At 72.4% G+C, this 13764-nt stretch carries 14 protein-coding genes and 1 riboswitch; of the genes, 5 read left to right on the top strand and 9 right to left on the bottom strand.

Translation table 11 applies throughout. The features are described from left to right. Nucleotides 1-9: 9 nt before the first annotated feature. Entirely contained in the window at nucleotides 10-1224 is a 1215-nt protein-coding gene (locus ACQEUU_RS33120; protein ID WP_433073301.1) for an aminotransferase class III-fold pyridoxal phosphate-dependent enzyme, read from the bottom strand. A gap of 108 nt (nucleotides 1225-1332) precedes the next feature. Next, the gene (locus ACQEUU_RS33115) at nucleotides 1333-2250 is read right to left on the bottom strand and encodes a carbohydrate kinase family protein (RefSeq protein WP_433073298.1); all 918 of its coding nucleotides are present in this window, start codon (nucleotides 2248-2250) and stop codon (nucleotides 1333-1335) included. A gap of 64 nt (nucleotides 2251-2314) precedes the next feature. On the opposite strand from ACQEUU_RS33115, the gene ACQEUU_RS33110 reads away from it, so the two are divergent. Beyond that, a complete protein-coding gene (locus tag ACQEUU_RS33110; protein WP_433073295.1) occupies nucleotides 2315-2905 on the top strand; it encodes a TetR/AcrR family transcriptional regulator in 591 nt (196 codons plus the stop codon). Here the strand turns inward: ACQEUU_RS33110 and ACQEUU_RS33105 are convergent. After that, complete coding sequence (locus tag ACQEUU_RS33105) at nucleotides 2902-3918, bottom strand: saccharopine dehydrogenase NADP-binding domain-containing protein (RefSeq protein ID WP_433073292.1); 1017 nt, start codon at nucleotides 3916-3918, stop codon at nucleotides 2902-2904. The two genes, ACQEUU_RS33110 and ACQEUU_RS33105, sit on opposite strands and share 4 nt — an antisense overlap. Before the next feature lie 96 nt (nucleotides 3919-4014). On the opposite strand from ACQEUU_RS33105, the gene ACQEUU_RS33100 reads away from it, so the two are divergent. After that, nucleotides 4015-4647, top strand: coding sequence for a class II aldolase/adducin family protein (locus ACQEUU_RS33100; RefSeq protein WP_433073289.1), 633 nt, complete (start codon nucleotides 4015-4017; stop codon nucleotides 4645-4647). Here ACQEUU_RS33100 and ACQEUU_RS33095 read toward each other — a convergent pair. Then, nucleotides 4619-6196 (bottom strand): DUF885 domain-containing protein, encoded by a 1578-nt coding sequence (locus ACQEUU_RS33095; protein ID WP_433073286.1) that lies wholly within the window; start codon nucleotides 6194-6196, stop codon nucleotides 4619-4621. The genes ACQEUU_RS33100 and ACQEUU_RS33095 overlap by 29 nt on opposite strands. 22 nt (nucleotides 6197-6218) lie before the next feature. On the opposite strand from ACQEUU_RS33095, the gene ACQEUU_RS33090 reads away from it, so the two are divergent. After that, a complete protein-coding gene (locus ACQEUU_RS33090; protein WP_433073283.1) occupies nucleotides 6219-7439 on the top strand; it encodes a DUF4032 domain-containing protein in 1221 nt (406 codons plus the stop codon). A gap of 245 nt (nucleotides 7440-7684) precedes the next feature. Here ACQEUU_RS33090 and ACQEUU_RS33085 read toward each other — a convergent pair whose 3' ends face one another. From ACQEUU_RS33085 to ACQEUU_RS33075, 3 genes are all read right to left on the bottom strand, one after another. Next, nucleotides 7685-8548: an alpha/beta fold hydrolase gene (locus ACQEUU_RS33085; RefSeq protein ID WP_433073280.1), complete on the bottom strand. Its 864-nt coding sequence runs from the start codon at nucleotides 8546-8548 to the stop codon at nucleotides 7685-7687. 38 nt (nucleotides 8549-8586) lie between these two features. Next, entirely contained in the window at nucleotides 8587-9498 is a 912-nt protein-coding gene (locus ACQEUU_RS33080; RefSeq protein ID WP_433073277.1) for a hypothetical protein, read from the bottom strand. Between the two features lie 182 nt (nucleotides 9499-9680). Beyond that, a riboswitch (cyclic di-AMP (ydaO/yuaA leader) is annotated at nucleotides 9681-9821 on the bottom strand. 155 nt (nucleotides 9822-9976) lie between these two features. After that, nucleotides 9977-10177, bottom strand: coding sequence for a DUF5302 domain-containing protein (locus ACQEUU_RS33075; protein ID WP_433073274.1), 201 nt, complete (start codon nucleotides 10175-10177; stop codon nucleotides 9977-9979). 159 nt (nucleotides 10178-10336) lie between these two features. Between ACQEUU_RS33075 and ACQEUU_RS33070 the strand changes: the two genes are divergently transcribed. After that, complete coding sequence (locus ACQEUU_RS33070; protein WP_433073272.1) at nucleotides 10337-11311, top strand: rod shape-determining protein; 975 nt, start codon at nucleotides 10337-10339, stop codon at nucleotides 11309-11311. 8 nt (nucleotides 11312-11319) lie between these two features. Here ACQEUU_RS33070 and ACQEUU_RS33065 read toward each other — a convergent pair whose 3' ends face one another. Next, nucleotides 11320-12513, bottom strand: coding sequence for an erythromycin esterase family protein (locus tag ACQEUU_RS33065; RefSeq protein ID WP_433073269.1), 1194 nt, complete (start codon nucleotides 12511-12513; stop codon nucleotides 11320-11322). 14 nt (nucleotides 12514-12527) lie between these two features. Then, entirely contained in the window at nucleotides 12528-12713 is a 186-nt protein-coding gene (locus ACQEUU_RS33060) for a hypothetical protein (RefSeq protein ID WP_433073266.1), read from the bottom strand. A gap of 168 nt (nucleotides 12714-12881) precedes the next feature. Here ACQEUU_RS33060 and ACQEUU_RS33055 point away from each other — a divergent pair, with 168 nt between their 5' ends. Then, on the top strand, nucleotides 12882-13697 hold the full coding sequence (locus ACQEUU_RS33055; RefSeq protein WP_433073263.1) for an SAM-dependent methyltransferase: 816 nt from the start codon (nucleotides 12882-12884) through the stop codon (nucleotides 13695-13697). The last annotated feature ends 67 nt before the right edge of the window (nucleotides 13698-13764 follow it).

The raw sequence follows: 13764 nt of genomic DNA, 5'->3' as shown, positions 1-13764 counted from the left end.
GTCGCGCGCTCAGCCGAAGTGGGCCCGGGTCTCGGCGAAGGCCCGGTCGGTGCCCTCCAGGGCGCGGGCCACGTCCTCCTCGGTGTGGGCCGCCGACATGAACCAGTTGTGCCAGGGATGCAGGTAGACGCCGTGCCTGAGGCAGGCGTCGCTCCAGTGCAGCGCCACCGACAGGTCGGCGTCGCCGTCGAAGCTGAGCCACGGGATGGTCACCGGGCCGGTCTGGTTGACCGTGAAGCCGTGCGCCTTGGCCTGGGCGTGAAGCCCTTCCCTCAGCTGGGTCCCGGCTCGTTCCATGGCCGCGATGCCGTCGGTGTCGCGCAGGGTCTCGATGGTCGCCTTGGCCGCCGCCATGGCCACCGCGGAGAACCAGAACGACCCGGTCGTGTAGAGCGTCTGGGCCGCGCCGCGCAGCGCGTCGGTGCCGGTCAGGGCCGCGATCGGGTATCCGTTGGCCATGGCCTTGGACCAGGCGGTCAGGTCGGGCCGCACCCCGTACCGCTCCCACGAGCCGCGCAGGTCGATCCGGAACCCGGCGCGCACGTCGTCGATCACGAGCGCGGCGCCGATCCGGTCGGCCAGCGCCCGCGCGCCGCGGGCGAAGGCCGGCTCGACGAGCTCCTGGTCCTCGAACGAGTCGTGCTTGAACGGGGTCACGATGATCGCCGCCACGTCGCCGTCGGCGCTCGCGGCCGCGGCCTCCAGCGACTCCAGGGAGTTGTAGTCGAACTCGACCAGGTCGGCCCGCTCGTTCGGGGTGGTCCCCGCGGTGGAGGGGGTGCACCACGGGTCGGCCCCGTGGTAGGCGCCGTGCGCGCGGAGCACCTTGGCGCGGCCGGTGGCGGCGCGGGCGACCATGAGCGCCTGGGTGGTGGCGTCGGTGCCGTTCTTGGAGAACATCGCCCAGTCGGCGCTGGGGATCGTGTCGACCAGCAGCTCGGCCAGCTCCACCATGATCGGGCCGGGGCCGTTGAGGCAGTCGCCGAGCGCGGCCTGGCGGGCGGCGGCCTCCTCCACCCTGGGGTGGCGGTGTCCCAGCACGACCGGGCCCCAGCTGCACATGAAGTCGATGTACGCGCGCCCGTCCGCGTCCCACTGCCGGCAGCCTTCGGCCCGCTCGAAGAACTGGGGGTAGCCGGGGGCGAAGATGGCCGCGTTGAGGTGCCCGTACATGCCGCCGGGGACGACCTTGGCGGCCCGCGCGCGGAGTTCGGCGTCTGTCATCGGGGACTCCTGGGGTGTGGGTGGTCGGCGGGGAGGGGACGTGGGTGGCGTCCGCGGGCGCGGGGCCCGTCCGAGCGGGACGAGTGCCGGTCGAGAGGGGACGGGCGATCAGCCGAGGAGGGACAGCACGGCGTCGAGGTCGGTGAGCCCGGCGTCGGAGCCGAGCCCGGTGGCGACCAGCGAGGCGGCGGCGGTGCCCCAGCGGGCGGCGGTCAGCACGTCCTGGCCGTGCAGCAGTCCGGTGACGAACCCGGCGCAGTACGCGTCGCCGCAGCCGGTGGTGTCGGCCACCTCGGTCTTGATCGCGGGCACCCGTTCGGCGCCCGCGCCGGTCACCACGAGGCTGCCGTGCTCGCCGAGGGTGACGAGCACGCCGCGCGGCCCGTCGGCCAGCAGCGCCTCGGCGGCCTCCCGCACGTCGTCGGCGCCCGCCATCAGCCGGGCCTGGCTCTCGTTCGGCAGGACGTAGTCGACGTGCGGCAGGAACGCCCGCGCCAGGCCGAGCAGGTCGGGCATCTCGGACAGCAGGTCCATCGTGACCAGCGTGCCCGCGGCCCTGACCTCGTCGAGCAGCGCGAAGAAGGCGGGGTCGGCGAGGGCGAAGGTGACGTCCATGCCGCCCAGGTGGATCGCCCGCGCCCGGCGCAGCAGGCCGGTGTCCAGGTCGGCGAGGGTGACGCCGAGGTTGGCGCCGGGGACGTGGAAGCTGGGGCGCCCGCCGTCCGGCCGGATCGGCAGGATCGAGGCCGCCGTGCGCTCCCCCGCCCTGCGGGCCAGCCGGGAGACGTCCACGCCGTGCTTGGCCAGCACCGCGACCAGGAAGTCGCCGAGCTCGTCGTCGCCCGCGGCGCCCATGGTGACGACCTCGTTGCCCAGTTTGACGAGGTCGACGGCGGTGCCGGCGGCGGAGCCCGCGGCGGTGAGCCGGATCTCGTCGACCAGCACGGTGTCCTGTCCGCCGGGGATGTGGGAGACGGGCCTGGCGAGGATGTCGACGATGTGCACGCCGACGGTGACGACGGTCATGAGCCTAAATAGACAGACGTCCGACTAAAAAGTCAATATGCTGGAGTGAACACGAAAGGGGGGCATGCCGGTGCCGAAGATCGTGGACCACGACGAGCGCAGGCGCGAGGTGCTGTCCGCCGCCCGCCGGGTGATCGTCCGGGACGGCATCGACGCGGCCACCACCCGCGCCATCGCCAAGGAGGCGGGCTACTCCAACGGCGTGCTGGCCCACTACTTCACCGACAAGGACGAGATCCTGCTGTCGGCGCTGCGCCAGTCGCACGAGCGCATCCGCGACCGGCTGTCCCGCAAGGTCGACGGCGTCTCCGGGCTGGCCGCGCTGCGCGAGCTGCTCCTCGACAACCTGCCGCTGGACGCCGAGCGGACCCAGGAGACGCGCCTGGAGGTCAGCTTCTGGAGCCGCAGCCTGGCCTCCGAGCGCCTGGCCGAGGTGCAGCGGTCGGAGGCGGCCGAGCTGCGCGCGGCGGTGCGCGACCTGCTCGGCCAGGCCAGGGCGGCGGGCGAGCTGACCACCGAGCAGAACCTCGACGACGTCGCCGAGCACCTGCTCGCCCTGGTCGACGGCCTGAGCCTGCACCTGCTGCTCTACCCTGACCGCCTGCGCCGCGTCGACCTGGAACGCCTCCTGCTGCAGCACCTCGACGGGCTTTAGAGCGTCAGCTCGAAGGCGCCCTGTGCGGCCAGCCGGCGCAGGAACGGCTCGGCCTCGAACGCCTCCGCCGTGCTCAGCACGCCGGACTTGCCGGGGCCGTCGCCGCTGACCAGCCGCACCGCCGCGTCGGCGGAGGCCAGCGCGCCCACCCACCAGATGTCGCGGCCCCGCAGGTGGGCGGTGCGCCCGCCGCCGCCCTCGGCGACGACCTGCGCGGCCACCATGAACGTGGTGCGCGCCCGTTCCTCCGGCGAGGCCTCCTGGCTGGTGAAGATCTGCTCCTCCTCGAACGTGCTCGCGGTGAGCTGGGACTCCACCGTACGGGCGGGCACGTGGCGGGGGATGGTGACCATCTCTCCCGAGGGGAACGGCGCGATCATGGAGCGCGGCCCGACGGGCGGCGGGAACGGATAGACGGTGTTGCGGATGTCGACCGGGCCCACGTGGAGCGCCCCGCCGGTGTAGGTGACGCGGTCGATCTCGCCGATGAGCAGCTCGGCGGTCTTCACCGCGGCGGGCGTCATCCGCCAGCCGCTGATCGAGTAGCCGATCGTCACCCGGTCCACGGCCGGCAGTCCGCCGGCCGCGGCGGCGGCGAGCAGGTCGGCCAGCCCGCCGTAGAAGCTCAGCTGCGGGATCATCACCACGCCCGCCTGCTGAGCCGGTCCCTGCATGGCGTCGAACAGCCACTTGACCGGCTTGGGCTCGATGGCGTGGTCGATGTAGTGGCAGCCGCCCGCCACGGCGGCCTGGGCGAGCGGCTCGCAGGTGCGGGTGAACGGCCCGGCGCAGTGGATCAGTGCGGCGCTGTCTGCGGCCAGCTCGCGCAGCGCCCCGGTGTCGTCGAGCGCCGCCGGGTGGACGCGGACGCGGGGCGAGGCCAGCTCTCCTGCCAGCGCGCGCAGGGCCTCGGCGTTCCGCCCGGAGAGCACGATGTCCTGGTCGCGGGCGAGCAGCTCGGCGGCGACCAGGCGGCCGGTGTGCCCGTTGGCGCCGTAGATCGCGATGGTCATGGACGTTCCTTCCCTAGGATGGGTTCGAACTTACGTTCGATCGTAACCACAGTCAACGGCGTTGCTGCATTTCGGACGACCGACTACATTGCCGCCATGAGCCTCCGCGAGCAGCTGTGCGCGTACGGCCGGCGCGCCGTCGAGCTGGGCCTGGTCATCGGGACTTCGGGCAACCTCAGCGTCCGCGAGGGCGACCGGGTGACGGTGACCCCGTCCGGGGTGGCCCTCGACCGGCTGACCCCGGAGCTCTGCCCGGTCGTGGACCTCGACGGCCACCTCCTGGAGGGCGAGGCGGCGCCGTCGTCCGAGACGCCGATGCACCTGGCGATCTACCGCACCACCGACGCGCGGGCGGTGGTGCACACCCACTCGGTGTTCGGCACGGTCGTGGCCACCACGAAGACCGGGCTGCCGCCGGTCCACTACAACGCGCTGCTGCTGGGCGGGGCGGTCAGGGTCGCCGAGTACGCCACGTACGGCACCGACGAGCTGGCCGCGAACGTGCGCGCGGCGCTGGAGGGCAGGCGGGCGGCGCTGATGGCCAACCACGGCGGGGTGACGATCGGCGCCACGCTGGAGGAGGCGTTCGAGGCCACCCGCCAGCTGGAGTGGCTGTGCGAGGTCTACGTGCGCGCGCTCGGCGTCGGCGAGCCGGTCGTGCTCACCGACGAGCAGCTCGCCGCCGTGGTGGAGCGCGCGCTCAACCCGCCGGAGTTCCCCCGCCGTTGAGCGCCGCCTCGGCGAGCCCGAGCGGCAGCCCGCCGGACCCGGCGATCCGGTCGTGGAAGGACTTCAGCGAGCCTCCGTACGCGTCGCGGATCCGCTCGATCTCGATGGCCCCGGTCAAGTACGACGGCGCCTGGGTGGGCCAGGCGCAGTAGCGGCCGACCTCGCCGCGCGCGGTGCCGGGCGACAGCGACGCCCTGGTGGCCATGAACGTCTCGGCCTCCTCCACCGTCATGTCGCCGCAGTGCAGCGCGGTGTCCACGACGATGCGGGCCGCCCGGAAGATCCGGAAGTCCAGGTGGGCCAGCTCGGTGGCGGGCGTGTCGAAGTAGCCCTGCTCGTGCAGGAGCTTCTCCACGTACAGGCCCCAGCCCTCGGTGAAGTACGGGGTGCGGAAGACCTTGCGGACCGGGTGCGGGTTGGCGGCCAGCGTCGCCAGGTGCCAGTGGTGGCCGGGGTAGGCCTCGTGGACCGCGATCGACGGCATCTGGGCGCGGCTGTTGGTGCGCAGCCGCTGCCGTACCTGCTCGGGGGTGAAGTGGCCGGGCGTGTACGGGACGAAGAACACGCCGGTGCGCGAACTGCTGAGCGGCGGCGGCGCCAGGTAGTGGGCCACCGACACGACCGGGCGGCTGTAGACGGCCGACGGCAGGACCAGGCACTCCTCGCCCTCGGGGAACGTCACCAGGTCCCGCTCCAGGACGAACGCGCGGGCCCGGGCGGTCTCGGCCTCGTACTCGGCCCGCATCAGCTCCAGCGTCTCGGGATGGTCGTCCATGAGCGTCTCCATGGCGGCCCTCCAGTCGGGCGAGCCGCCGGCCCGTACCGCGACCTCGCGCATCCGCCCGTCGAGCTCGTCCCAGGCGGCCCTGCCCTTCTCGTGCAGCTCGGCCGACCCGTACCCGAGCAGCTCGCGCTCGCGCAGCAGGCGCGAGTAGAGCCGCTCCCCCATCCGCCAGGTGCCGCCGCAGCGGAAGTCCGCCAGGAACGCGACCAGCTCGTCGAACGCGACGGCGGCCGGCTCGGCGGCCTCGGCGAGGCGGGCCCGCAGGTCCGGGTCGGCGACCATGCCGGGCACGGTCTCGGTGAGGAAGCCGCGCCCGGTGCGGGCCTGCCCGAGCCCGCGCTCCACGAGCAGCGGCGCGGCCAGTTCGGGGTCGAGGTTGGCCCGGCAGGCGGCCAGCACGCCGGGCACCTCGGCCAGCCGGGAGATCGCGGCGGCCACCAGCTCGGGCTCGGGCCTGAGCCGGTGCTGGAACGGCGTGAACAGGGCGGCGAAGACCGCCGACAGGTAGACGGCGGGGTCGCGCCGCCAGTCGGGCCACTCGGCCAGCGCGACCGCGCCGCGCAGCTGGGAGAGCACGAGGCCGCGGTCGATCGGGTCGCCGGCGGGGTCCGCTTCGAGCCGTGCGAGCCACCGGGCCTCCTCGCGCTCGCGCTCGTCGAACGCGGCGGCGGAGAAGTCGCCCAGTGTGTGGTCGTAGCCTTCGGCGCCCAAGGTGCTCGCGACGACCGGACGCCGGGAGAAGTACCACCTGAGAAACTCGTCCACCGACGCACCTTATCCTGGCCCCATGCCCCTCCAGATCACCGGTGCGTTAGGCGATCCCGACCTGATCCGCCTCCCCTGGGAGCTGCCGCTCGCCGAATGGCCGCAGCACCATCTCGTCGACCTGCCCCGCGGCATCTCACGGCACGTCGTGCGGTTCGCCCGGCTGGGCGGCAAGGTCTACGCGATCAAGGAGATCAGCGAGAGGTACGCCAAGCGGGAGTACCAGCTCCTGTGGGACCTGGCCCGGCTGGACGCGCCCGCCGTGGAGCCCGTCGCCTACGTCACCGGCCGCGAGGAAGGGCTGGACGCGGCGCTGATCACCCGCCACCTGCAGTTCTCGCTCCCGTACCGGGCCGTGATGTCCGGGACGCTGCGGCCCGACACCCTCACCCGCCTGATGGACGCGCTGGTCGTGCTGCTGGTGCGGCTGCACCTCACCGGGTTCTACTGGGGCGACTGCTCGCTGTCGAACACCCTGTTCCGGCGCGACGCCGGGGCCTTCGCCGCCTATCTGGTCGACGCCGAGACGGGCGAGATGCATCCGATGATCAGCGAGGGGCAGCGGCTCGGCGACATCGACGCCGCGCACCTGAACATCTTCGGGGAGATGCTCGACCTGGAGGCCGGCGGCCTGCTGCACCCGTCGATCGACCCCATGGAGACCGCCGAGGACATCGTCAGCCGCTACCACCGGCTGTGGGCCGAGCTGACCCAGGACGAGATCATCGAGGAGGTCGACTGGCACCGGGTGGAGCAGCGGATCCGGCGGCTGAACCTGCTCGGGTTCGACGTGGCCGAGATGATGGTGCGGCGCAAGGTCGGCACCGGCCGGCTGATCGTCCGGCCCAAGGTGGTGGACTCCGGACATCACCAGCGCCGCCTGCTCCGCCTGACCGGCCTGGACGCCGAGGAGAACCAGGCCCGCCGGCTGCTCAACGATCTCGACGGGTTCCGGGTGGCCAAGGGGCTGCGGCACGAGGACGAGGCGATCGTGGCGCACCGCTGGCTGGCCGAGGTGTTCCAGCCGACGATCGCGGCGATCCCGGCGGAGCTGCGCGGGAAGCTGGAGGCGCCGCAGCTGTTCCACGAGATCCTCGACCACCGGTGGTACCTGTCGGAGGCGGCCGGGGCCGACGTGGGACTGGCCACCGCGGTGACGTCGTACGTGCGGAAGGTGCTGGTCTTCAAGCCCGACGAGAAGGCGCTCCTTCCCGACGACGAGAACGCGAGTCAGATCTCCTGAATGGCTGAACTCCCCCTTTGGGGAGGGTTTTTCTTCGCCTCAGCTATAAACACCTTCATCTCGGTACGACTGCCGTTGTCACGGTTGGCTTTCCGTCCCTTCCGGCACTTCTAAGCTGTCGGGGTCCTCAAGCCACGCCTCCACCCCGAGGACCCGGCGGTCCGCGTCCGGGCGCGGCGAGCGCGGGCCGCCGCCCCTTCCACGGCACTCCGGTACGGCACCTGTCCCCGGGTCGCGTGAGGAGATCACCCGGCCGGGCCGGGACGGCGGGCGGTCAGCTTGGTGACGGCCTCGACGATCTCCGGCCAGAGGGCCCTCGGCAGGTCGTGTCCCATGCCGGGGAAGACCATGAGCTCCGCGCCGGGGATCGCCGCGGCGGTGGCCTGACCGCCCGCGAGCGGGATGAGCGGGTCGTCGGCGCCGTGGATGACCAGGGTGGGGACGTCGAGCCGGGCCAGGGCCTCGGTCCGGTCGGGAGAGGAGACGATCGCGGCGAACTGCCTGGCCACGCCGGCCGGGTCGTGGCAGCGGTCGAACGCCAGCCCGGCCAGCCGCTCGACGCGCTCGCGGTCGGGTCCGTACCCCGGGGAGCCGATCACCGACGACGTGGCCACCGCCTGCGCGACGGCGCCCTCCCGGGTGGTCGCCGGCCTGGTGAACAGGACCGCGCGGGCCTCCTCGCTCGGCGGGGCGACCGAACCGCCGGGCATGGACATGATCGAGGTGAGGGTCAGGACCCGCTCGGGGTGCCGGAGGGCGAGCGACTGGGCGATCATGCCGCCCATCGAGGCGCCCATCACGTGCGCGGCCGGCCAGCCCAGCGCGTCCATCAGCCCGGCGGCGTCCTCGGCCATGTCGTCCAGCAGGTAGGGCACGGGCCTGCCCGAGCCGGGCACGCCCGCGTCGTGCAGGTGGGTGGACAGTCCGGCGTCGCGGTTGTCGAACCTGACGACGTGGTGTCCCTGGTCGGCGAGCAGCTCGCAGAGCGGGTCGTCCCAGTGCACGAGCTGGGCGCCCAGCCCCATGATCAACAGGAGCGGGCGCCCGCCGGGAGAGCCGAAGCTCTCGTACGCGATGTCGATGCCATGGGCCGATGCGATCGAGGTCACGGCCCTAGAATGACATTCTGATGTGGGTCAAGCCAAGCTCAGCGGCGCAGGAGCTTGCGCAGCCGCTCGCGGCCCAGCACCAGGCCACCGCCGAGCAGCACCGCGCCGCCGACCACGACGGCGCCGGTCACGTTGCTCCGCTCGGTGGCCGCGGCGGCCTGGGCGGCGGCGCCTGCCGTCGGCCTGCCGTCCGCCATCGGCTCCACGGCGACCGCCTTCGGAGCCTCGGTCTTGGCGGGCTCGGTCTTGGCGGGCTCGCTCTTCGCGGGCTCGCTCTTCGCGGGCTGGGCTCCGGCGAGGGCGTTCGGCGCGTCCTGCTCGGCGTCCGCCTTGGCGCCGGCCAGGGCCTTGCCGTCCTCCGCCTTCTCCCCGGCCTTGTCCTCGGACTTGTCCTCGGCCAGGACCGGCGGGCTGGCAGGGTTGCGGTCCATGCGGCCCCAGGCGCCGGTGGAGAACGCCACCGGGTGGTTCTTCAGGCCCACGCCGTCGCCCCACTTGGTGATGACGTACTCGACCTTGATGTGGCCCTTGCCGCCGTTGCCGTCCACCATCAGCGTGCGCGGGTTGAACGTCCCACCGGTCAGGTCGGCGAAGGTCTTCCCGTCCAGGTCGAGCATGATGCCCCTGTTGGAGGGCGTGCCCGGACCGCGGTCACCGACGAAGAACGGCGCCTTCTTGCCGTTGTAGAGGACGTAGCCCTCGGTCAGCAGGGGCCAGCTGGGGCTGGCGGCCATGCCCTTCTGCATGGGCTTGCCGCTGGCCGGCAGCCCGGTGTCACCGGCGCGGCCGGAGCCGTCGTCCCAGAAGTAGGAGGCGGTGGTATCACCCTTGAGCAGGATCTTTTCGGTGCTCATGTCGAGGTCGGCGTGGGCGGCGCCGGAGCCGAACGCCAGCGTGCCGGCGGCGGCGACGAGCACGGCGAGGGAACGCATGCTGAAACGAGCGGGCATGAAAGCGCAAATCCTTTGTGAGGCAACAGCAAAACGCGCGCACGAAGGGCGTAGCCGGGCGTCAAGCCATGCGGACGCTACGCGGGGGCGCGACGAGAAAGATCAGGAAATGGTGCCGCTCAACCGGCGGCCGGTGACATCCCGCGATAGGGGGGACGTGCGCGGTGATACATCACGAAGAAAAGTCCTCTCCATCTCGCCTACCGGGTTAGCTGACGGGTTCGGACGTGGAGATGTTGCCCTACCGGCCGCAAGGGCCGGATTCACCCCAAGGAGATGGGTCCCCGGTTCCCGCGAGGCGCGGGATTCGGCGCCAGGCAGCGGCCTCTTCCTGGTGAAGAGTCATGGTCACCGCCTGGTAACGCTTACCAATTTAGCGGGCAAAGCGGACATATGCAAAGGTAAGCCCATGATTCGGGCGAAGATCTACCTATAAAAAGGGGGTACGGCATGCCGTACCCCCTCGGAACACCCGGTTTCAGCCGCCGCTCTTGCGCCTGAAGGACCGCTTGCCCGCAGCCGGACCATGAGTCCCGTGGACCTTGGAATGGTCGGCTCCCCTACCACCCCCGCCGGTGCCCGCCTGCTGGCCGCGCTTGCGTTCCAGAGCCTCACGGAACTTGCGCTTCATCTCGTCCTCGGGAGTCTCGTCGACTTCCGGCTCCGGTGTTTCCGCCATGAGGACCTCCTGGTGTGCGTACGGTCCCAGCTTCCCACGCGAACCTTGACCGCGCGAAACCGGGGATCATCACGAAACCCGCTCCGGCGGCTTGGTGTTGGCTTGACCCGATCCAGGAAACACCCCTGACATGCAGTCCGACCCCCCGGAGCGGCGGCGGTGAGCCCGCTCGGCTTCCTCGGCCGCGACCTCGCCGTCGATCTCGGCGCGGCCACCACCCAGATCTACGCGCGAGGCCTGGGCATCGTGCTCAACGAGCCGTCTGCCGCCCTGACGGCCACCGGCCGCACCCTCTTCGGCGCTCCCGCGTACGAGTCGGGCGGCGGGATCGCCCGCTGGCCGGTGCGCGAGGGCGGCGAGCTCGCCGGGCGGCTGATCAAGTACTTCCTGACGAAGGTGCACGGGCACCCGTTCGCCCGGCCACGACTGGTGATGGCGCTGCCCGACGCCTCCTCGCCGCTCCTGCGGGCCGCGGCGCGCGACCTGGCCTACCGGGCGGACGCCCGGCGGGTCTACCTCGTCGAGCACGCCGTCGCGGTGGCGCTCGGCGCGGGACTGCCGGTACGGGAGCCGGCGGGCCGGATGATCGTCGACATCGGCCCGCGGCTGACCAGGATCGCGATCCTGGCCTGCGGCGCCGTCGTCGCCGCGACGACCGTCCACACCGGCGGCGACGCCGTGAACAGGGCGATCGCCGCGCTGGCCGCCTGCGAGCTCGGCCTGCTGGTCGGCGAGGCGGAGGCGGAGGCGGTCAAGCTCCGCGCCGGTTCGCGCTGGAAGCCGATCGACCGGCACGTGATCGTCCGCGGCCTCGACCCGGAGTCCCGGCGCGAACGGATCGCGTGGCTGCCCGTCCAGCAGCTGTACGAGGTCACCAGGGCGCCGGCGGACGCCATCGCCCGCGCCGCGGCCTCGGCCCTGGAGCGCTGCCCCGCCGAGCTGGCCGGCGACGTGGCCATGCACGGGGTGGTGCTGACCGGCGGCGGCGCCCTGCTGCGCGGCCTCGCCAGGCGCCTGCGCGCGGCCATGGGCGTGCCGGCCCGGCGCGCGGACCGGCCCGTCGAGTCGATGGCGCTCGGCCTCGGCCGATACGCCGACCGCCTGGGCGCCATCGGCCCCCGGCCCCCGCTGTGACAGCCCGGCTACAGCGGGGTCGAACAGGTGCCCCGCGCTATGTAGGCGAGCCCGTCGAAGGCAGCGCCGAGCACGGCCGGGGTGAAGGACAGCTTGTACGAGAAGCGCCCGGCCACGGCGCCGTAGCCGCGCACGTACCGCTGCTCGCCCAGCCATCGGGTCACCGCCTCGGGCCTGGGCCCGAGGCGCAGGTCGACGACGTGATCGCGGGGGCAGGCGGCGGCCAGCAGGGATTCGGCCACGTCGGGCCGGCCGGCGGCGGGCACCCGGTGGCGTACCGGCGGCCTCCGCACGTCGGGCCTGCCGAACCGGAGCCGCCTGGCCCGGAACTCACCCTGCCCGAACAGCAGGCCGAGCGCGTAGTAAGCGGCGCCGTGACGCTGACGCAGATGACCTCCCATGAGCGGAGCGCCGTAGCCCGCGTAGTGGCCGGCCGCCACGTGAGCGTTGTGCGCCCAGACGGCGATCTTCGCCGCCGGGTCCTCCAGCAGCCGGTCGACGTTGTCGGCCATGAACAGGTCGCGGGCCGCCCCGGCCGTGCGCGTCCCGTCGGCGTCGCGCATCGGCCGGGTCATCAGTGTCGCGAACTGCAGCACGGTCCTGGCATGCGCCGCCGCCTCCCCCGGCCCGCCGGCGCCCACCTCGTCGGCCAGCCTGCGGGCGGCCGCCTCGATCGCCGGGCCGAGCGGCTCCCCCACCCCCAGGCGCGCCGCCCCCAGCACCTCCAGCGGCCCGAGCGACTCGCCGGCCCGCTCATCCAGGTGATCGCGGAGCCACCGCAGCGACGCCCCGGGGAACTGCGGGTCGATCCCGGCGAAGCGCACCTTCGGCTCGGCGGTGCGGTTGTGCTCGCGCATCCACTCCACCACGGCCAGCATCTCCCGCGTCCGCCACGTCCAGAACCCGAGGTCGGCCAGCAGCCGCTCCGGCTCGCCCGCCCCGCCCAGGACGTAGGCGTCCAGGGCCTCGGACGCCGACACACTGGCCTCCATCGCCAGTACGGTGAACCCCAGCTCCTCCACGAGGAACCGCAGCAGCCGGTGCTTGAGCAGGAAGAACTCCCGCGTGCCGTGGGTCGCCTCCCCCAGCCCCGCCACCCTGACACCGTCGAGAACCTCTCGCAGCGGCTCCAGGCCGGTGACCGGCGCGCGCGGGTCGAGCCCGTCGAGCGGGACGGCTCTGGACGCGAGCCAGCCGGTCACCTCGGCCGCTCCCGTCACGACCCGTCTCGAAGGCTTGCCAGGGCGAGCATCAGGCCGAGCACGCCCAGCACGACGCTCACCACCGTCAGCGCAGTGCCGTCGAGCCAGAAGTGCAGCAGCCCGAAGTCGCTGTCGAAGAACTGGTGGGCCACGAACCCGCCGAACCCCTGGAGCATGAGAATGACGCCGATGAACCCCATGGGAACCACGCTGGCACCTCCGGCGGGCCCGCCGCATCCGACCAAGGTATGGTCCGCATCAGCCCTTGGCCCACACCGCCCAACTAAATCGCCCTTTCGGTGGATATAGATCCCTTCGTCACGAAAAAGCACTAGATTTGCGGCAGAGGCTACGACGAAGGCGAGGACATGGCGCAGCTTCCGGGGCAGATCGACCCTAACGTGCCCAGTGTGGCCCGCATGTACGACTACTACCTGGGCGGCAAGGACAACTTCCCCGCCGACCGGGAAGCCGCGGAGCAGGTGATCGAGCTCGGCCGCCGGACCGGCACCGACATCCGCGAAGTCGCGCTGGCCAACCGCGGTTTCCTCATCCGCAGCGTGCGCCATCTGGCCCAGTCGGGCATCCGGCAGTTCCTCGACATCGGCACCGGTCTGCCCACCCAGGACAACGTCCACCAGGTCGCCCAGCGGGTGGCGCTCGAATCCAAGATCGTGTACGTGGACAACGACCCGATCGTGCTGGCCCACGCCCGCGCCCTGCTGGCCGACAACAACGAGACGATCATCGTCCATGGCGACCTGGCCGAGCCCGACGCCATCCTCGCCGCCGCCGCCGACCACCTGGACTTCACCCAGCCGGTGGCCGTGGTCATGGCGGCGGTGTTCCACTTCTTCCACGACGACGACCAGGTGGCCAAGATCATGGAGACGCTCCGGCGGCCCCTGGTGTCCGGCAGCCACCTCGTCGTCTCGCACGGCTACATCGAGCCGGGCGAGGGCGAGGAGGACAAGGTCGACGAGGTCCGCGGCGTCTACCGGCGCAGCACCTCTGGCGGCATCGCCTGGCGCGGCCGGGAGGAGCTGCTGTCCCTCTTCGACGGCCTGGAGATCCTCCCGCCGGGTGTGGTGCCGGCCCAGAAGTGGCGCAACGACGACGACCCGTACCCGTGGCCCGGCCTGGCCAGGGGCGGCGTGCTCGGCGTCGTCGGCCGCGTCCCCTGACGTGCCCGCCCTGAAGTGGCCCCGGCCCCGGATCGTGCCCCCGCCTGGAGCGACCCTCTTATCGGCG

The sequence above is a fragment of the Nonomuraea sp. CA-218870 genome, assembly GCF_050936535.1.
GTDB lineage: Bacteria > Actinomycetota > Actinomycetes > Streptosporangiales > Streptosporangiaceae > Nonomuraea > Nonomuraea corallina.
The sequence above is the reverse complement of the archived record's forward strand: the minus strand, read 5'-3'. Positions and strand labels throughout refer to the sequence as shown.